Origin of the sequence: Auritidibacter sp. NML100628 (assembly GCF_003185985.1) — a bacterium.
Lineage (GTDB): Bacteria > Actinomycetota > Actinomycetes > Actinomycetales > Micrococcaceae > Auritidibacter > Auritidibacter ignavus.
Genome location: NZ_QHLP01000001.1, coordinates 309,418 through 328,445, shown reverse-complemented (window position 1 = coordinate 328,445; position 19,028 = coordinate 309,418). Strand labels below are relative to the sequence as shown.

The 19,028-nt window shown below is 60.9% G+C and carries 17 protein-coding genes and 1 riboswitch; of the genes, 13 read left to right on the top strand and 4 right to left on the bottom strand.

Features of this window, described 5'->3' with window-relative positions:
• Positions 1 to 2 precede the first annotated feature (2 nt).
• The gene (locus DCC24_RS01570) at positions 3 to 632 is read right to left on the bottom strand and encodes a GerMN domain-containing protein (protein WP_110098142.1); all 630 of its coding nucleotides are present in this window, start codon (positions 630 to 632) and stop codon (positions 3 to 5) included.
• Positions 633 to 794: 162 nt separating this feature from the next.
• Between DCC24_RS01570 and DCC24_RS01565 the strand changes: the two genes are divergently transcribed.
• From DCC24_RS01565 to DCC24_RS01515, 11 genes are all read left to right on the top strand, one after another.
• Positions 795 to 1,640: a CoA ester lyase gene (locus DCC24_RS01565; RefSeq protein WP_110098141.1), complete on the top strand. Its 846-nt coding sequence runs from the start codon at positions 795 to 797 to the stop codon at positions 1,638 to 1,640.
• A 111-nt stretch (positions 1,641 to 1,751) separates the two neighbouring features.
• Positions 1,752 to 2,870, top strand: a complete 1,119-nt coding sequence (mvk, locus tag DCC24_RS01560) for a mevalonate kinase (protein ID WP_110098140.1) — start codon at positions 1,752 to 1,754, stop codon at positions 2,868 to 2,870.
• Positions 2,867 to 3,877 carry a diphosphomevalonate decarboxylase gene (gene mvaD, locus DCC24_RS01555; protein WP_110098139.1) on the top strand — a complete coding sequence of 337 codons (1,011 nt, stop codon included), beginning with the start codon at positions 2,867 to 2,869 and terminating at the stop codon, positions 3,875 to 3,877. The genes mvk and mvaD overlap by 4 nt, the downstream gene beginning before the upstream one ends.
• On the top strand, positions 3,877 to 5,070 hold the full coding sequence (locus DCC24_RS01550; protein WP_110098138.1) for a phosphomevalonate kinase: 1,194 nt from the start codon (positions 3,877 to 3,879) through the stop codon (positions 5,068 to 5,070). The genes mvaD and DCC24_RS01550 overlap by 1 nt, the downstream gene beginning before the upstream one ends.
• Positions 5,067 to 6,227 carry a type 2 isopentenyl-diphosphate Delta-isomerase gene (gene fni / locus DCC24_RS01545; protein ID WP_110098137.1) on the top strand — a complete coding sequence of 387 codons (1,161 nt, stop codon included), beginning with the start codon at positions 5,067 to 5,069 and terminating at the stop codon, positions 6,225 to 6,227. Before DCC24_RS01550 ends, fni begins: the two co-directional genes overlap by 4 nt.
• On the top strand, positions 6,224 to 7,318 hold the full coding sequence (locus DCC24_RS01540) for a hydroxymethylglutaryl-CoA reductase (protein WP_110098136.1): 1,095 nt from the start codon (positions 6,224 to 6,226) through the stop codon (positions 7,316 to 7,318). Before fni ends, DCC24_RS01540 begins: the two co-directional genes overlap by 4 nt.
• A 77-nt stretch (positions 7,319 to 7,395) precedes the next feature.
• Positions 7,396 to 8,571: a hydroxymethylglutaryl-CoA synthase gene (locus tag DCC24_RS01535; RefSeq protein ID WP_110098135.1), complete on the top strand. Its 1,176-nt coding sequence runs from the start codon at positions 7,396 to 7,398 to the stop codon at positions 8,569 to 8,571.
• Complete coding sequence (locus tag DCC24_RS01530; RefSeq protein WP_110098134.1) at positions 8,568 to 12,110, top strand: DEAD/DEAH box helicase; 3,543 nt, start codon at positions 8,568 to 8,570, stop codon at positions 12,108 to 12,110. The genes DCC24_RS01535 and DCC24_RS01530 overlap by 4 nt, the downstream gene beginning before the upstream one ends.
• A gap of 10 nt (positions 12,111 to 12,120) precedes the next feature.
• The gene (locus DCC24_RS01525; protein WP_110098133.1) at positions 12,121 to 12,303 is read left to right on the top strand and encodes a hypothetical protein; all 183 of its coding nucleotides are present in this window, start codon (positions 12,121 to 12,123) and stop codon (positions 12,301 to 12,303) included.
• A gap of 85 nt (positions 12,304 to 12,388) precedes the next feature.
• A complete protein-coding gene (locus DCC24_RS01520) occupies positions 12,389 to 12,700 on the top strand; it encodes an antibiotic biosynthesis monooxygenase (protein ID WP_233491935.1) in 312 nt (103 codons plus the stop codon).
• A 44-nt stretch (positions 12,701 to 12,744) separates the two neighbouring features.
• Positions 12,745 to 13,458, top strand: a complete 714-nt coding sequence (locus DCC24_RS01515) for a DUF2625 family protein (RefSeq protein WP_110098132.1) — start codon at positions 12,745 to 12,747, stop codon at positions 13,456 to 13,458.
• Here the strand turns inward: DCC24_RS01515 and DCC24_RS01510 are convergent.
• Both DCC24_RS01510 and DCC24_RS01505 read right to left on the bottom strand, forming a co-directional pair.
• A complete protein-coding gene (locus DCC24_RS01510; RefSeq protein ID WP_110098131.1) occupies positions 13,455 to 14,162 on the bottom strand; it encodes an ABC transporter ATP-binding protein in 708 nt (235 codons plus the stop codon). The genes DCC24_RS01515 and DCC24_RS01510 overlap by 4 nt on opposite strands.
• Positions 14,159 to 15,802 carry an iron ABC transporter permease gene (locus tag DCC24_RS01505; RefSeq protein WP_110098130.1) on the bottom strand — a complete coding sequence of 548 codons (1,644 nt, stop codon included), beginning with the start codon at positions 15,800 to 15,802 and terminating at the stop codon, positions 14,159 to 14,161. Before DCC24_RS01505 ends, DCC24_RS01510 begins: the two co-directional genes overlap by 4 nt.
• Positions 15,803 to 15,875: 73 nt before the next feature.
• On the opposite strand from DCC24_RS01505, the gene DCC24_RS01500 reads away from it, so the two are divergent.
• Positions 15,876 to 16,856, top strand: coding sequence for a hypothetical protein (locus DCC24_RS01500; protein ID WP_110098129.1), 981 nt, complete (start codon positions 15,876 to 15,878; stop codon positions 16,854 to 16,856).
• A gap of 45 nt (positions 16,857 to 16,901) precedes the next feature.
• Here the strand turns inward: DCC24_RS01500 and DCC24_RS01495 are convergent, their stop codons facing one another.
• The gene (locus tag DCC24_RS01495; protein ID WP_110098128.1) at positions 16,902 to 17,993 is read right to left on the bottom strand and encodes a thiamine ABC transporter substrate binding subunit; all 1,092 of its coding nucleotides are present in this window, start codon (positions 17,991 to 17,993) and stop codon (positions 16,902 to 16,904) included.
• Positions 17,994 to 18,073: 80 nt separating this feature from the next.
• Positions 18,074 to 18,183, bottom strand: a riboswitch (TPP riboswitch).
• Positions 18,184 to 18,460: 277 nt separating this feature from the next.
• Between DCC24_RS01495 and ectA the strand changes: the two genes are divergently transcribed.
• Positions 18,461 to 18,979 carry a diaminobutyrate acetyltransferase gene (gene ectA / locus DCC24_RS01490; RefSeq protein WP_110098127.1) on the top strand — a complete coding sequence of 173 codons (519 nt, stop codon included), beginning with the start codon at positions 18,461 to 18,463 and terminating at the stop codon, positions 18,977 to 18,979.
• Positions 18,980 to 19,028: the final 49 nt, after the last annotated feature.

The window sequence follows — 19,028 nt, the reverse complement described above, 5'->3', positions numbered from 1 at the left end:
ATCTAGGACTCCGTGGTGATTTCCTCGCCCAGCTCAATATCAGCGATGCCGAGCACCTCATTGAGGGGCTGGTCGTTGACGGTAATCTTTGATTGTGAGACATGCGCTGCCCGCTCGGCTGTCTGCTTCAATTGCGCCAGAATGCGTTGCGACTCGCAGTCGCTACGGGTGACCACCTCTCCAGACAGCTTTACGGTTACCGTATCACCGTCGATGGTGGTTTCCTCAACCTGCAGCGAATCCCGAGAGAACACCACGGAATTGGTAAATGGCGGATCGCCGTGACGGTAGTGCTGGTCATCCAGCAAAAACTGCACAGCCTGTTTGACCGTATCGGTCTCGTTCTCCACCAGGGTGGGAGCGGACTGGACCGAAACCAACAGGTCTTCGCAACCAAAGGTGTTCCCGGTGGTATTTGGCGGGTAATTACCTGACAGTGCAACCAAGCTGATCGGCAGGGAGGTGTAGCCATCGTCATCGGGCTTTTGAACGTTGACTGTCCCTCCGGGACCGAGGGATTCGGGGTTCGAATTTTCGTCGGAACAGCCGGTCAAAACCAGTGCGCCACAGACCGCCACAGCAGACAGGCGGGGCCACAGAGAACCGCCGCGAGGACGTTTAGCGAGCAACATGGTTTTGGGCACTCCCGAGCGCAGATTGGATTAACGGCAACACGATCTGCCAAGATCCTACCGCTAAAACCAGGGAAACCGGTCTGTTCTGCGACGGGTTACTCGGTGGCTGTGGGTGAACAGCCGGTGTCAGCTACACAGCGATCGACTAATGTTTAATGCATGCCTTTGAGGAACCGACGCGCTGCTGCTTTGCCCGCTAAATTGTCTCGTTCGTGGCTGTTGATGAGCGCAGCACAACAGGATCTGTTTGCGCCCGGAATGGCATCCGAAGCCGATTCCATCATCCTGGATTTAGAAGCTGCTGTTCCCGCAGAGCAGAAAGATCAGGCGCGGGAAAATGTGGTTGAGGCATTGACCTCGGGGATGACTGGCTGGGTGCGCATTAACGGCCCGAATACCGATGAATGGGCCGAAGATCTTCGTCAGCTCCAAGGACTCAGCGGACTACGTGGGGTGATGTTGGCCATGTCTGAACACCCCGAACAGGTCTCACACACCGCCATGCGTCTGGGTGCTGGCGTTCCGGTGTTGGCTCTGATCGAATCTGCGGTGGGAGTCGAAAATGCCGTGGAGATTGCCCGGGCACCGGGCACCTTCCGCTTAGCGTTGGGCACCAATGACTACCGCAAGGATGTCGGTGTGTCCGAAGATGCGCTGGCCATGGCTTATGCGCGCTCGCGGTTGGTCAATGCTTCCCGCGTCGGCAAGCTTCCTGGCGCCATTGACGGCCCGCCCGCGGTGGAGGCAGCCGTCGAGACCGTGGTGGAAAGCTCCCAGCTGACCGCGTCGATGGGGATGACCGGGCGTCTGTGTTTGAATCGAAGCCAGGTCGAAGACATCAATAAGGCGCTAAGCCCATCCGAGGACGAATTGGCCTGGGCTCACGAAATGCTCGACGCCCATGAAGCCGGCGCGCAAGCTGGGGAAGGGTCCTACCTGCCACGTCTGGCACGCGCCCAAAAAATTGCCGATTTGGCCGACTCCTACGGGTTGTGGAACGCCTAGTGCCGTGCGAGGTTCGGTGATCACGTAGAATAAACATTTCGCGAGACGACCAACGCCTGCGGACCGTACCGTTAGAATGCCCATGTCAGCTACGCACCAGTAATTGAGTTCATGCAACCAACACAGGATTACGCCCCACGTCGTGGTTCTCGGCACCACCACGCCGTCGTGACTGCTCCAGAAGGGCCCACAGCTCGCGAGAGCAAAGACCCCTCGACCGGTGTGCAGTCCGGGCTGGGCTCAGCACACGGCAAGGCGATTCTGATCGGCGAACACGCGGTGGTCTACGGTGCACCAGCGATCGCGCTACCTCTGCTGGACTTGCAAGCCACCGCTAGTGTGCGCGATTCTCGGCGCGGGTATCTCACCACCGATCTCTACACCGGTCCGCTCAACGACGCCCCCAAAGACATGGGGCCGATCGTGACCGCGTTACGTGCCTCAGCAGAAAAATTGGATGTGCGGGCCGACCGACTCGATGTCATCTTGCGCTCAACCATCCCGTTTGAACGTGGTCTGGGCTCTTCGGCGGCTACCGCCGCGGCAGTCGTGAGAGCCGTGGCCAACCACGCTGGGGTCCGGTTGTCTCCGGCAGAAGCCCATGAGCTGGTGCAGACCGCCGAAACCGTTGCCCACGGTACCTCCTCCGGACTGGATGCCCACGCGGTGCAGTCACTGGCCCCATTGCGGTTCCAACAGGGCAAGCCCACCACCGTTCAGGTCGGCGCGGGACTGACCTTTGTTATCGGGGATACCGGCACGGTCGGCTCCACCGCGGCCGCGGTGGGAGGAACCCGGATGCTACGTGATATCCAGCCGGCAGTCGTCGATCGTGTCATGGAGGATCTCGCCGATCTGACCGACGATGTGGCCGTGGCCTTAGGGGACGGTGACGCGGTGCGTGTGGGCCGCAATATGCACGAAGCTCACACGCTTTTGGCCTACCTGGGAGTCTCTGCCCCGGCCCTGGATGCCCTGGTCGCAGCGGCCCTTGAGGCCGGCGCTTACGGGGCCAAGCTCACCGGCTCGGGACTCGGTGGGTGCGTGCTTGCTCTGGTCCCCGACCAAGAACTCGCCGGAAAAGTCGCGGCGGCTATGACCGCGGTGGGCGCCACCCGCGTCTGGACCACCTCGTTGACCCCCAACACCACCGACAATCAGACGGCACCCACCGCCCGGATTGCTCCCTCCTCTGCCCCCACCCCCTCATCCGCCCAGGAGGATCGTTGAGTCACGCCATTGCTCAAGCTCACCCCAATATTGCCCTGGTGAAGTACTGGGGCAAGGCCGATGAGCAACTGATGATCCCTCTGGCCGGGTCCCTGTCGATGACCCTGGACGATTTTGCGACCACCACTCGGGTGGAACTGCTCGGCTGTGCCAACAGCTCCGCCGATAACCTCGACACAGACCTCTTTGAACTCAACGGTGCGCCACAAACCGGATCGAACGCGCAGAAAATCAGCGCCTTCCTGGATCTGGTGCGCACCTTGGCCGCCGAAGCCGGTCTGGACACCGCCACCGCCCGCGCCCGGGTCACCTCCTGCAACGAGGGGCCCACCGCGGCCGGAATGGCTTCTTCGGCCTCGGGCTTTGCCGCCCTGGCCACTGCCGCAGCCGCCGCCTATGGGTTATCGCTAGATACCGCCCAACTTTCCCGGCTGGCCCGGCGCGGGTCCGGTTCCGCCTGTCGGTCGGTGATCGACCGGTTTGCGGTCTGGCACGCTGGCACCGACGACGCCACCAGCTATGCCACCGCAATCCAGGCCCCCGACATGCGTATGACTGCGGTGACCATTTCCGGCACCCAGAAAAAAGTCTCTTCCCGTGAAGGAATGCGTCGTACGCTGTCGACCAGCCCCTTTGTTGCTGGCTGGGCCCCCACCACGGACGCGGTGCTGAAACAGATGATGGCCGCCTGTGCCGCCGAGGACTTCACAACCATCGGTGAGCTCACCGAGCTACACGCCCACCGGATGCACGCACTGATTAATTCCGCCAACCCGCCGATCCGCTACCTCGCCCCCGATAGCTGGCGGGTCATCGAAGCCGTAACAGGTCTGCGTGAAGCCGGCACCGAATGCTACGCCACTGCCGATGCCGGCCCCAATGTGGTGATTATTTCCCGCCCGGAAGATGCCGAGACCGTCGTGGCACGCATGCACGAGCTCCTCCCACAGGCCGGGGTGAAAACCTTCGCTCCGGGGCCCGGCGCCCGACTGGTGGAGGCCCCCTAGTGTCCAGCCGCCTTCCGCTGACCGCCCAAGCCCCCGGCAAGCTGTATGTCACCGGCGAATACGGTGTCGTCGAGCCTGGATGCTCGGCCGTGTTAATTGCCGTAAATAAGTACCTGAGCGTCACCCTGCGCGCACCCGGCTCACATCGGGGCCACGATGTGCTCACCGCTGCCCGAATCTCTCAGGCCATCGACACTGCTCGCACCGGCACCGACTATGCGCTGACCACCGCGGTGATCATGGAAAAATTCCGGGCCGAACGCGGACTGACCCGTATCCCGGTTGACCTGGATGTCCACAATGACCTCCGGGACGCCAATGGGGCCAAGTACGGGCTGGGCTCTTCCGGGGCGATCACCGTGGCGACCGTGACCGCCTTTGATGCGCTCTACCAGCTTGGATTGAGTGAGTACGACAAATACCGGCTGGGCCTGCTGGCCTCCATTCAGGTGGCCCCGCGAGCCTCCGGTGGCGACGTGGCCGCCTGTCTGAGCGGAGGGTGGAGTTGCTACACCTCCCCGGACCGCGCCAAGTTGCCCCGGGTCTTGCCCGTAGATGTCGCCGGGGACCCGCAGGGCCCCGTCAGCTCAGTCACCGACGCGTTGGCCTCGGAACACTTCGCCGAAACCCCATTTCGGCGGCTCACGGTGCCCGAGAATCTCACGGTGTTAGTGGGATGGACCGGCCGGCCGGCACTGACCGATCAGCTGGTCGGTGAAGTCCATAGCTCCAAACAGGCCTGTAGCGAGAGTGATGAGAGTTTCCAGTCGCTACTGGCCACGTATCAGCACATTGTCGCTGACGTGGTCACCGGCCTGGAATCCGGGGACTTTGCCACGGTCCGCGACGGGATGGTCGCCACCCGCACCGCGTTGCACCAGTTGCAACAGCTGACCGGGACCAGCATTGAAACTCCGGCCTTGAAAACACTGATCGACCTGGCTCAACAGGTCGGCGGCCAACTGTGCTGCGCCAAATCTTCCGGGGCCGGTGGGGGAGACTGCGGCATCGTGCTGGCCGACCAGTCGGTCGATACCGCGCTGATCACCGGAGCCTGGCAAGAAGCCGGCATCACCCCGCTACCGATCGGAGTCAGTCCCACCGGAGCCCGTATCATAGAAACTCCAGACCTGCCCGCATCGCACCAGGGTCAGCACGAGACACCGTACGAGGCAAAGGACTATCACCAGTGAACTCCACGGCAGCATCGCGCAAAGACGACCATATTCGCTTGGCCGACGCCCAACAGCACCAGCTGGCCGACCACCCTGTGGTCACCGACTACGACCGGGTCGAAATCCTCCACCATGCCCTGGCCGGCATCAGCCCCGAGACCACGACCACCCACGCTACCCTGGGACCCTGGCAACTGGTCGCCCCGCTGTACATTAACGGCATGACCGGAGGCACCGAACAGGCCCGGGAGATCAACCGGGCCCTGGCTCAAGCAGCAGCGGCTACCGGAATCCCGATGGCCTCCGGGTCGGTGGGTATCGGGCTGGATGAGCCCAGTACCGCTGACTCCTTTCGCGTGATTCGCGAAGAGAACCCGGACGGGCTGATCTGGGCCAATATCGGTGCCGGACGCAGCGTGGAAGATGCTCACCGGGCGGTGGACCTGCTCGATGCCGACGCGCTACAAGTCCACCTCAACGCCATCCAAGAAACCGTGATGGTCGAAGGCTCGCGAGACTTCAGCAACTGGCTGGGACTGTTAGAAGACATCGTGCGCGCCCTGGAACCCGATGGAGTACCGGTGATCATCAAAGAGGTCGGTTTCGGACTCAGCGCCCGCACCCTGGGCCAACTGCGCGATATTGGGGTGACCATTGCCGACGTGTCCGGTGCTGGAGGCACGAACTTCGCCCGCATTGAAAACGACCGTCGCGCGAGCGGAGAGGACCCGATTGCCCAGGTTGGCAACTGGGAGTGGATCACCCAGCTGGGCTCCTCGGCAGCCCGGTGCCTGCTCGATGCCCACGCCGCCGGTATCCTCTCCAGCCCGCACCAGCTCGCCGAGCACCATCACTGCGAACTCCAGGTGCTGGCCTCCGGCGGAGTGCGCCACCCGCTGGACGTGGTGCGAGCCCTGGCACTAGGTGCCCGTGCGGTGGGGGTAGCCGGAGCGTTTTTGACCATCGCCAGACACCATGGTGCGGAAACTCTCACCGAGGTGATCCGCATCTGGCTCACCCGCATCCGCCAGCTGATGGTGCTGTTGGGTGCGCACACCGTCGAGGAGTTGCAGTACACCGATGTGATCCTGCATGGGCCTGTGCGCGAATTTGCCCTGGCCCGCGGGGTCGACCTGGCTCAGTTGGCCAATCGTTCTGGGAAGGAGACCCGATGACCACCGACAGCCCACTACGCGATCCGGGTACCAGCACCTACTCTCAGGAATTTCCCACCGGAGTGCCGACCCGCTGGGTAGGCCCGATACGGATCGGTGGTGATGGCTTCACCACCACCGAAATGATCGACATTCCACTAGCGACCTACGAAACCCCGTTGTGGCCCTCTGTGGGGCGTGGGGCGAAGATCTCCCGGCTCCACGAGACCGGCTTGCAGGCGACAGTGCATGACCAGCGGATGACCCGCTCGATTCTGCTCACCGCCGATTCAGCGCGCACCGCTCAACGAGCGGCCGAGGTTATCGACGCCCGCCACCAGCGCCTCAACGAGCTGGTCACCGCCGGATCCCGCTACGCCAAACTCATCGAGATTCATCCCGAGATTGTCGGTAATTTGCTGTTTGTGCGACTGGCCTACACCACCGGGGACGCCTCCGGACACAATATGGTCACCGCCGCCTCTGATGCGGTGCTGTCGGAGATCCTCAGCTGGGACCTGGGGCTGGGATACGGGTCGGTGTCAGGAAATTTCTGCACCGATAAAAAAGCCACCGCGGTCAACGGTGTGCTTGGTCGCGGAATCTCGGTCACCGTGGAGATGGTCATCGACCGCGACGTGGTGGAGAAGAATCTGCGCACCACCGCCGAGCAGCTCACCCAGTTGGTCGTGCAGAAAAACTATGTGGGTTCCACCATCGCCGGAGCGATCCGATCGGCGAATGCTCACTTTGCCAACATGCTCTTGGCCTTCTACCTGGCCACCGGCCAGGACGCGGCCAATATTGTCGAAGGCTCCCAGGGCTTCGCCTATGCAGAAAACCGCGACGGCGACCTGTATTTCTCGGTGAGTCTGCCTCACCTGGTCGTCGGCACGGTGGGTAACGGCAAGCACCTGCCCCACGTGCAACAAGCCATGGCACGGATGGGGCTGAACGAACACCGCGAGACCGGCGAGAACTCCCGCCGGCTGGCCGGGTTGATCGCCGCCAGCGTGTGGTGCGGTGAATTGTCCTTACTGGCAGCTCAAACCAACCCCGGTGAGCTGATGAACACACACCGAGCATTCGAACGCAACCAGCAACAGCGCTAGACTAGACAGACTGGAGACAAACGGCGAAAACGCCCAGCGGGGGCGAAAAAGCGGGCAAGAAGGGGTAGAACTAGCGCATGACCCAGTACAGCATTGGCCTAACAGATCTTGATGTGGCCACCACCGGCTATGTGCTCTCGCTTGATGATCTGGCTGACTATCAGGGCACCGATCCGGCGAAATATCACCTGGGATTGGGACAAGACTGCTTCTCGGTGCCCGGCGCCGATGAAGATATCGTCACCCTGGCTGCCACCGCCGCCTCCCGGCTGGTGGCCCGGCACCCCGAGCACAAAATTACCCAGCTGTACTTCGCCACCGAAACCGGAGTGGACCAGTCCAAATCGGCCGGAGTCTTTGTCCACCAGTTACTCGGCCTGGCACCGAACGTGCGCACCGTGGAGCTGAAACAGGCCTGCTATTCTGCCACCGCGGCACTGCAGCTCGCGGTCGGGCACATTACCCGGTTTCCGCAAGAACAGGTGTTAGTGATCGCTTCCGATATTGCCCGCTACGCGCTGGACACCCCCGGAGAACCCACCCAGGGTGCCGGTGCAGTGGCTATGTTGGTTTCGGCCGAACCGCACCTGGTTGCACTGGAACCGGTCACCGGGTTTTACACCGCCGACGTTAACGACTTCTGGCGGCCCACCGACTCCTCGACCCCTTACGTTAACGGCCACCTGTCCTTGGACGCCTATCTGGATGCCACCGCCGGAGCCTACGATGACGCGATGCGTCGGGCACCGGGACTCGACCTGGAGGACATCGACCGGTTCTTGCATCACCAACCCTTCACCAAGATGGCCCGGAAAGCCCACCGTCACCTGGGCCAACACCTCGGCGTGGAGCTCGATGACGCGCTGATCGAGGAATCCATGAGCGTCAACCGCCAGCTGGGCAATAGTTACACCGCCAGCCTGTACTTCGCCCTGGCCGCCCAGCTGACGAATAACGCTGAGCTGGCTCGCAAACGGCTGGGCTTCTTCTCTTACGGGTCCGGCTCGGTCGCTGAATTCTTCACCGGTGTGGTCCAGCCCCGCTATACCGAGCACCTGGACTACCTGGAGCACCTCCAGGCAGATCTGAACGCGCGAAAGACGCTAAGCGTCGAGCAGTACCGCCAGTTGCACCACAGCCACCGGTTGGACTCGGATAATTACATCACCCCGACTGATACCGCCACCAGCTTCCGGTTCGCCGGGGTGACCGACCACGTCCGACAATACGAGACAGGATTGCTACCCTCGTGACCGCAACCGCGGGGTCTACACCGACTGCACCCTACATTGCCGTGGAGGAAATCTACGGTAGCTTTGGCGAGACCATGGCCGAGCGTGGCCAAGAGTACGCCAATGAGCACCGTGTGCTGACCTTCACCCAGCGCTGGCACGACGAACGAATCTTGGTGTGCTCGGCCAAGGTTGAAGGGACCCGCAAATATCACACCCGCCTGGCCTTGCAAGTTTCCGAAGACAGCGAGCAGTACCAGGTCATCGACGCGGTGTGCACCTGCCCGATCGGTAGCTTCTGCAAGCATGGGGCGGCGGTGGCGTTCACCTGCTCGATCAAAGCCGCCGAAGCGGTGTTGGGACGGGAAGCCAATACCGAAGAAGCCGAAATGCTCTTCGAAGAACACATGGACCCGGCCGATCTGGCCCCGTCGCCGGAATCTGATCTCTTTCAGGACGCCGATGCCGACGAACAGACCGAAACCACGGTGCACTCCGGACCCGATTGGCGCCACGCGCTGGGTGCCCTGCTGCCTCGAGAACAGCCCGAGGAAGACTACACGGAGGTCGGTCTTGGGGTAGAATTATTCGCCGCTCACACCGGGGGAGCCGGCTCGTGGGCACGACGCTATATGGTGCGCTGGGAGACCGCTCGGCCCCAGGATGTGACCGCCGGCCGGGCGTTATCCATCCGGTTGCGACCATTGCGCAAAGGCACCCGTGGACGGTGGATTAAAGGCGGGCTAAATTGGACCACCTTCGAACACCGGGTGCCGGTCTCGTCCAATAAGTACTGGCCCGAACAAGCCCTGGCCCTGCACCGGCTGGTGCAACTGTATAACTCCAGCGTCTCGGTGCTGGGCTCTCAGGATTTGATCAACCTGTCCTTGGTGTCCTCCCCGCAGATCTGGGACCTGTTGCGCTCGGTGTTAGAAGCACAGATCCCGCTGATCGCCTACGCTGGCTGCTCTGAGGTGGAATTATGCTCCGAGGGCGAGCCCTACGTCGACTTACAGGCCCTGGATGCGGACCTGGGAGAAGAGTCCGGGATGCGCATCGGCATCAAGGCGCTGGTGGACCAGCACAGTGAATCCCTTGACGGGGCGATTGGCTCCATCGGTTTCTACCAGGCCCGAGCCCATCAGGCCGCTGAGCCAAGCATCGGGCTTCGGATCATTCCCAGCTCCCAGCCGCTAGAATCTCAATTGTTAGAACTGCTGGATCAGAACGAGAACATCACCGTTCCAGCCGCCGATGTCCCCGAGTTTTTCGACAATTACTATCCGGGCCTGAACCGGGTGCTGTTGATCGGGTCAGCCGACCACTCGGTGGACCTGCCCGAAATCCCCCCGGCGGTCTTGGATCTGCGAGTTGCGATCAACGCCGAATCCGGCACCACGACGTCACGGCAGCGTGACACGGTGCGTGTCAGTGCCCGGTGGTCCTATCAGGGCACGCAGGACCAGACCGAGCACATGGCCCAGGTGCTCACCGCCGCCCGAGAGTATTGGCCCGATGCCGACCGGGGGAGCTTCGTCTACACCGGGGCCACCGCAGCGATCTTCATCGACCAAATTCTGCCCCAACTCCACGACATGGACTATATCCAGGTCACCGAGATGGGGGATAAGCCAGACTACGAACAGCTCGACGGGGAACCCTCGATTACCATTTCGGCCACCCCCTCAGCCCAACGCGACTGGTTCGACCTGGGATTTCAAATCACCGTTGGCGAGACCACGGTGCCCTTTACCGATGTCTTCTCGGCCCTGGTGCGTGGAGAAAATTCGGTGCTATTGCCAGACAAGACCTACTTCACCTTGGACCACTCGGCCTTCGACGAACTACGCCGGCTGATCGCTGAGGCCACCGAACTGCACGAATGGGACCCCGAGGCCCCCACGGTGTCCCGCTTCGAACCCGAAGTGCTCTCCTATGCGGAAGAAATCGCCACCCGGTGGGAAGTGGACCCGCGAGTCAGCGCCTGGATGAACCAACTAGACTCGCTACGTGGCGTTGCTGACCTACCCCCGGCCGAGGTTCCCGAGACCGTCAACGCCGAATTACGCGACTACCAGGTGCAAGGCTTCCGGTGGCTGGTGCAACTGTGGCATCTGAAACTCGGCGGCATCCTCGCCGATGATATGGGCCTGGGCAAAACCCTGCAGACCCTGGCCCTGGTCGACTATGCCCGCACCACTGCCCGCCAGGACACCACCGGCAACCCCGAGGGGCCATTCTTAGTCATCGCCCCCTCCTCGGTGGTGGGTGTGTGGAAATCCGAGGCGGAACGGTTCGTCCCCCACCTGAACGTCACCGTACTCGACACCAGCTCCGCACGCTTGAGAACCGATGTCTCCCGAGTCGTTGAAGACTCCGACCTGGTGGTGACCTCGTACGCCATTGCGCGTCTGGATGCCGACCGTTTCGCCGAACACACCTGGGGTGGAATCATCCTCGACGAAGCACAGTTCGTCAAAAATCACCGCACCAAGGCCCACAAAGCCATCCGCTCTTTCCAGGCCCCCTTCTGGCTGGCCATCACCGGCACCCCAATGGAGAATGCGCTCTCGGACTTGTGGTCGATCCTCAACCTCACCGTCCCAGGACTGTTCGGGTCCTACGCCACCTTCCGCGACACCTACCAAAAACCCATCGAAGCCGGCCAACGCATTTCTGCCGAACAGCGTGCCTCGGGAGAAGACGCCGAGATCCGTGGCAAAGCTGCCGAACGTATGAACCGGCTACGACAGCGCATCAAACCGATTATGTTGCGTCGTACCAAGGACGTGGTCGCCCAAGAGCTACCCGAAAAACAAGAACAAACCATCACCGTCCGACTCAATCCGGAGCATCGTCGCCTCTACGACCGGGTGCTACAACGGGAACGGCAAAAGGTCCTGCACCTCATTCAGGACTTCGACTCTAACCGGATGAACGTCTTCCGCTCGCTGACGCTATTGCGCATGCTCGCCCTCGACCCGCAGATCGTTGACGACGAGTACCGGGACGTGGAGTCCTCGAAACTCACCGACCTGATGCAACGACTGCAGCTACTGGTCGCTGACGGTCACCGCGTGATCGTCTTCAGCCAGTTCACCTCCTTTTTGCATCGGGTGGCTGAGACACTAACCAAACACGACATTGCCCACAGCTACCTCGACGGAGCCACCCGAAACCGGTCAGCGGTGATCGAGCAGTTCCGGGCCGGAGACATCCCGGTCTTTTTGATCTCACTCAAAGCCGGTGGATTCGGACTCACCCTGACCGAAGCCGACTACGTGTTCCTCCTCGACCCGTGGTGGAACCCCGCCGCCGAAGCCCAAGCCGTGGATCGCACCCACCGGATCGGTCAAGACCGACGGGTTATGGTCTACCGGATGGTCGCTGAAGGCACCATTGAAGAAAAAGTCGTCGAGCTCCAGCGGGCCAAAGCCGAACTCTTCTCCTCACTGACCGAAGACGATACCGCGTTCTCCTCCTCGCTCGGTGCCGAGGATATTCTGGCTCTCTTCGATGCCGGTGCCTCCACTGAGTCCGCTGAGCCCACGGATCCATAGCACCACTGAGGTGCCGGCACACACGGTGGGGAACCTGACCACCGTGGCGGTGATGTGGCGACTCACGCTCCGCGTTGGTCCGCAAGTACTGACCGGCCTGGCCCGGCGATCGCGCAACGTGGACCGCCCGCACCGACAGCTACCGGCCCGGACCACCTCATCCCCAGGGTTCGGCTTCGATAGAGCGAACTGACAAAGACGCCGTGAAAGACCTCGAAAAGGTCTACACTTGAACCGGTAGAATACTCGGGGCAGACTTCGTCCCGGTATGAGGAGGAATGACCGACATGACTTTCGTCAATATCACTGCGCTGACGGTTCCTGATGGTGCCCATAATGAGGTTGAGCGTCGCTTCGCGAACCGCAAGCGGGACGTTGATACCTTCGAGGGATTTCAAGGCTTTGAAGTGCTCCGCCCGGTGGTGGGTGAAACCCGGTACTTCGTCGTCACCCGGTGGGATTCGCAGAACAGCTACAAAAAGTGGGCAGAATCCCGCGACGAACACGCCCATGACGAGGATGAAGAACGCGGATTCTCCGTCGATATCCTGGGCTTCGATGTGGTCGAGGACGAAGAAAACCTCAACTAGTCGGCTTCCGTCACCCTCTGTTCGACACCACACAGGATGAGACCATGATCTTTTTTCGGCGTACAAAGAAATCCCGTGGGCCCCAGCGCCATAAGCGCTCGCTGACCATCCCCGAATTCAGTGACACTTGGCCGGCTATTGACGAATTGCTCAGTGAACAGAGCGAACGCGTCCACCGGGTCGAAGCTGATCCCGCCCGGGCACGTCAGGTGCTCAACGAGCTGGGTGTCTCCGAGGTTTCACACATGGGAGCACTGCTGACCCACACCGCCGGCTTGTTGATCGATGGCGGGTGGTTGCGCATCCTCGGGTCGGGAAACGATGAGCTCCCCGATCTGACCGTCTGGACTCCGCGACACAATGGCCGACCACTGTATATGACCATCGCGGTGGACGTCATCGGCGGTATTTATGCCATCGATGGTGGCGGACTGGGCATTAGCACCGGCTATATTTGCTATTTCGACCCGGTGCGGTTGAACTGGGGCCCGTTAGCCCCGGATTACGCCGGATTCTTGAACTGGGTCTTCAGCTCCGGTTACGAGGAACTGTATGAAGATCTGCGCTGGGAAGATCACCTCCAGCAGGTCCGGACTTTGGATATGACCGAAGGTATCCGCTTCGACCCGCCACTGCACCAGAGCGAGGGCGTTGACATCAACACGCTACAACGCGAAACCGTCGAGCTCGAAGACCTCTGGGCCACCGAATTTGTGGCAGCCCGCTCCCAGCTACCGGCACCGCACCGCGAACACTAAGCGCCTAACACTTCGGTGACCGTGCCCACGCGTTGCAGACGTCCCTGGTCGATCAACGCCACCTGATCGGCGACCATCCGGGCTTCTGCATGGTCGTGGGTGACATAGACTCCGGCAATCTCGGCCTCGGTGAGGATCTGCCGAATATCGTCGGCCAATCGTGAGCGTAGCTCGGTATCTAACGCCGAGAGTGGCTCGTCAAGTAGCATCACCGCCGGTTCTACCGCCAAGGAACGAGCCAAGGCCACGCGCTGGGCCTGACCACCCGAGAGTGTGGCGACGTTGCGACGACCAAAACCGGGCAGGTTCACCAGCTGCAGCAGACGCTCCACCCGGGCCCGGCGTTGCGACCGGGGGAGATGTTCCACTTCGAGGCCATAAGAAATATTGCCGGCCACAGAGCGGTGCGGGAATAGTTGGGCGGACTGGAATACCATGCCGATGCCGCGCCGGTGTGCCGGAACATGTTGGCCTGGCCCGGCCAAGATGCGGTCGCCAAAACGCAGGGTGCCGGAGCTGATCCGCTCCAGTCCGGCAATGCCACGTAACAGCGAAGACTTTCCCGACCCCGAGGGTCCTAACAGGACCAGGATGGTGCCGGCGTGAACCTGGAAGCTGGCCTCGGTGATGGCTTGGTACCCGTTGGGATAGTGCACCGAGATCTGCTCGGCGATGAGTTGCTGTGGTGTGGTGGAAGCTGTCACGATGTCCTTTCCTTCACGCCCGCCGGGCGAAGCCGTTCGCAGATCAACAATATGCCAGCACTCAGCACGGCTAACACCACCGAGCCAGCCATGGCCATCCCAAAATTATCGGAACCAGGACGCGACAGCAGCTGGACAATGACCACCGGCAACGTCTGATAGCTCGGGGACGCTAAAAAGCTGGTGGCCCCAAATTCTCCCAGCGAGACCGCAAAACCAAAGCCGGCAGCCAATCCGAGGCTACGGACCACGTAGGGGCCATCAATGGTGGCGATCACCCGGACCGGGGAAGCCCCTAACATCGTGGCAGCCTCACGTTGGGCCGGGGCGACCGCGGCCAACACCGGCACCAGAGTGCGTACCACCAGGGGCAAAGCCACCACCGCCTGAGCCAACGGGACGAGCAATCCTGACTGCGCTAGGTGTGGGAAGGCTGGTTGCAAGGAGATCAAGAATCCGAAACCGATGGTCACCGCCGAAACACCCAACGGGAGCATGAAGGCGCCATCGATGAGCCGTTGCAGGGACCGCACCGCCGGGGAATGGGTGGGACGGGTGAGCAACAACGCGAGCGGAATTGCCAACAGGACGGTGACTATTGTGGCATCCAGTGCGATACGTAGCGAATGGTCCAGTGCCTCCACCACCGTGGCGCCACCGGCAAAACCGGTTCCCGAATGCGTAGCCAACAGTTGGTAATGGCGCGTGCTGAATTCGCCATCAACCGTCAACGACCGGGCCACCAAGGTCAGCAAGGGAGTCAGTATCAGTCCGAGGACCACCGCGAGCGTGATCGTCAACGGGAACCAGTCGGTGCGGGTCAGCCTCACCCGGTGCGCTTGGTGCAACCGAGCCGCCTGCGAGGAACCGGTGCGCTGGGTAATGATCACCGATATCACGACAATCACGCACTGAATCATCGACAACACCGCGGCGGTGCGCAGATCGAGGAACGTCTTGGTCTGGCGAAAAACCTCGGTCTCTAACGTCCCGACTCCCGGGGCGCCCAGCGACCGCACTAGCCCGTAGGCGGTCGAACAAAACAGAAACACCAACCCGGCGCTTCCAGCAATGGCTGGACGTAGCGCTGGCAAGGTCACGGTGAAAAACGCCCGAGCCGGGGAAGCCCCGAGCATTCTGGCCGCTTCAGTGGAACGTGGATCCAAGACCTGCCACAACGACCCCACCTGACGGATCACCACCGAATAGTTGAAGAACATCATGGCGATGATCACTGCCGTCGTGGTCTGATCCAGAAACGCTAGGCTGGTGCCTGGCCCAAAGACCGCACGGAAGGCTACCCCCACCACCACGGTGGGCAACACAAACGGGACGGTGGCCACCGAACGGAGCATCTCTCGACCCGGAAACTGTGTGCGGTAGAGGATATAGGCGCCCGGGATCCCAAGCACCAGGGAGCCCAGAGTTCCGGCGGTGGCCATGAACAAGGTGTGACCAATAATCCGCCAGGTGCGTGCGGTGCCGAAGACTTCCCCAAAACCCGACAGGTCCAGCGAGCCCTGATCATCAACCAGGCCTCGGGCCAGCATCCCCAGCACCGGCCAGGCGAAAAAGACCGCAAGGAAGGCCAACGGTAGCAGGGCGACGAGCACCCACACGATCCAACGAAAACGCGACATCACACCGTTCTTTTCAGGTCAATTGGATTTATGACGGGTCATTAAGCCGGGGGTCCTGTAGAGTAGGCCCGTGATGAAAACTCCCTGCGACTTCCGTGGTTCTCGTTTGTTCGCCGTTCTGTTAGCTACCGGTTTAGCGCTGAGCGGTTGTAGCTCCTCAGATGGGGCAGATCAGGCCAGCGACGCGGGAAATAACACGACGTCTAGCCCCTCGGCAGAGCCCACGACTGCCTCGCCCTCGCCGACCCCGGAACCAGAAGAACTGCCCGGTGGCGGTGATACGCTGTTCCCCGACCGCCGGTTCGTCGCACTTTATGGTACCCCGTCCACAGAGGCACTGGGTGCCCTGGGAGAACAGGACCTGGAGGGGTCGATAACTCGTGTCGAAGAGCTGGCCGATGAGTACTCGGAAAACAGTGAGGATCCGATCCAACCGGCCTTTGAAATCATCACCTCCGTCGCGACCGCTCACCCCGGCGAGGACGGCAACTACTCCAACGCCCTGCCGGTCGAGGACCTGCAAGAGTGGGTCGATCGGGCCAAAGAAGAAAACATTTACGTGATCTTGGACCTGCAACCGGGTCATAACGATTTCCTCTCGCAGGCGAAACTCTATGAGGACCTGCTGAAAGAACCCCACGTGGGTTTGGCGCTGGACTCCGAATGGCGCTTGCAACCCGGTCAGGTGCACGGCCGTCAGATCGGCACCGTCGATGCCGCTGAAATCAACGAGGTCATCGACTGGTTGGCCGAGCTCACCGCAGAAAACGATCTGCCCGAGAAAATGCTGGTCCTGCACCAATTCCGCACCTCGATGATCACCAACCGCGACCAAGTGGATACCTCCCATGACGAGCTGGCCGTGGTGTTGCACGCCGATGGCCACGGAACCCAAGAGGTCAAACAGGAGACCTGGAGCGTGCTCACCGAGGACTTGCCCGAGGATATGTGGCCGGCATGGAAGAACTTCTACCGTCAAGACCAGCCCATGCTGACGCCGGCACAAACCTACGACCAGGTGAATCCCACCCCCTGGTTGGTCACCTACCAGTAAGGCAAGCAACCAACCAGACAACAAGGCGGGACGCCATAGGGGCGACTACTGGGCCTCATAGGTTTCGGTCCAGGAGTTCAGCCAGTCTTCACGCTGGTCCGCGACCTCTTGCAGATCCGGCTCAATGGGGTCCTCGGTCAGTGAGGCGTATTCGCTCCACTCGTCTGGCAGCTCGATGCTGTCATCGACCGGATACATAAACATCTGCTCAGGAATATCCGCCTGGAATTCTTCGGAGAGCATGAAGTCGATGAAAGCCTGAGCGCCCTCGGGGTTCTCGGCGTCCTCCAGCACGCCAGCATATTCGATTTGCTGGATGCAGGTGCCGTCAATGCTGGTGGTCCGACCTTCTTCAGCGGCCGGTGACGAGGAGTAAGACACCACCAACGGGTAGGGTCCTTCACCTTCAGAACCGGAGAAGTCGGCGTAATAAGCATCAGACCAGCCACCGGCGACTTTCACCCCGTTATCGAACAGGTCTTCCCAGTACTGTTCGGCATCGTCGCCGAATTCCGTCCGGGTGGCAACCAAGAACGCCAGGCCCGGGGAGGAATCATTCGGGTCACTGGTGACCAACAGGTCCTTGTAGTTCTCATCAGTGAGATCGTCCAAGGTCTCCGGAAGTTCCAGGTCGTTGTCGTCAAACCACTCGGTATCAGCGTTGATGCAAACCTGACCGTGGTCGATCGGCACCAGCGCGTCCGAGCCATCAACGGCGAGGTTTTGGGCAGATTCTGGAAGTTGACCGGAATAATCCTGCAGGAAGTTTTCGTCCAACAGCGTCTGAGCCGAATAATTCTCCACCCCGAAGAAGCCGTCCACGGTGGGGGAGTCCTGTTGCAGGATGAGCTGGTTGACGACAGCCCCGGCGTCACCGGGGGCTGTGGTGGTGACGGTGTAACCGGATTCCTCTTCAAACTGCGCGAGCAATTCCTCGGAGACACTGAAGGAATCGTGAGTCATCATGGTAACTGTCTGGTTCTCGTCACCGTTGTCTCCACCATTATTATCTGCCTGATCTGCGGCCGAACATCCTGACAGTACCAGCGCTACCACCGCCGAGAGCCCGAACACCGTGCTGATCTTTCGACGGTGAGACCGGGCGGGCCCAGGTGAGTGATGGGTGAGGTGCGTCATCAGTGCATATCCTCCTTCAAGGGATAGGAGGGCGAGCACCCTGGGCGAGGTGAGAATCACCCGCGATTAGCCCACGGTGCAAGGAGAGATACTCGACTCCCTTCGCCGGCATGGCCCGGAATCAGGTTCGAGGGTCTGCGAAATGCGTTCGCACTCTCAGCACCACGGTGGTGCTCCCCTGTCGATGAGAAAAACCCTACCGAAGACCTGTTCACCAACCCAACTCATGAACGCCGTGAGATGAGCTCGAGTGTAGAATCGGGAGGCTACCCCACTTAAAATGTGACATCCAACACGTCTTGTATAACAATTTGGTAACAGCTTTTGGCTCGGCTTCTCGAGCCCTGGCGCTCTCCGGGTCCCTAATGATTATCAACGGTTTAGGCGTTTTTTCCGGCCTAAAATTGGCCCACATCGGCGTGAGGGCCGGGTTGAAAGCATTTTTCAGTCGTCTATTGTGAAAAAAGATGGATGACACAAAGACCCTTCCAGACCACCCGACCGACAAACCCCGCGCTATCACGGTTCGACCGTTCGCTCCCGGAGACGGAGCAAAAATTTATCGGATCGCTCGTGACACGGGCGTCTTGGACTTGAACTCCTCGTATAGCTATCTGCTGTGGGTTCGAGATTTCTCCCAAACCTCCGTTGTTGCCGAACTCGATGGTGAAGTCGTCGGGTTCATTACCGGCTACATCCGCCCTGATGCCCCAGACACGTTGATGGTCTGGCAAGTTGGCGTCGACGAAGCCGCTCGGGGACTGCGCGTGGCCTCTCAGATGTTGGACGCGCTCAACGAATCGGTGCAACCGAAAGTGTTGGAGACGACCATTACCTCCACGAATAAAGCCTCCAACGCCCTGTTTGCTTCCTTTGCCAAGCGCAACAACGCTGGTGAAGAGATTACCCCCTTATTCACCCCTGAGATGTACCCCGACGATCAGCCCACCGAATACCTTCACCACATCGCACCGCTGAACAGCTAGAGCAGGATCGCACTGATCCCGCTCGCTGGCGGAGAGATGGGTCGAGACA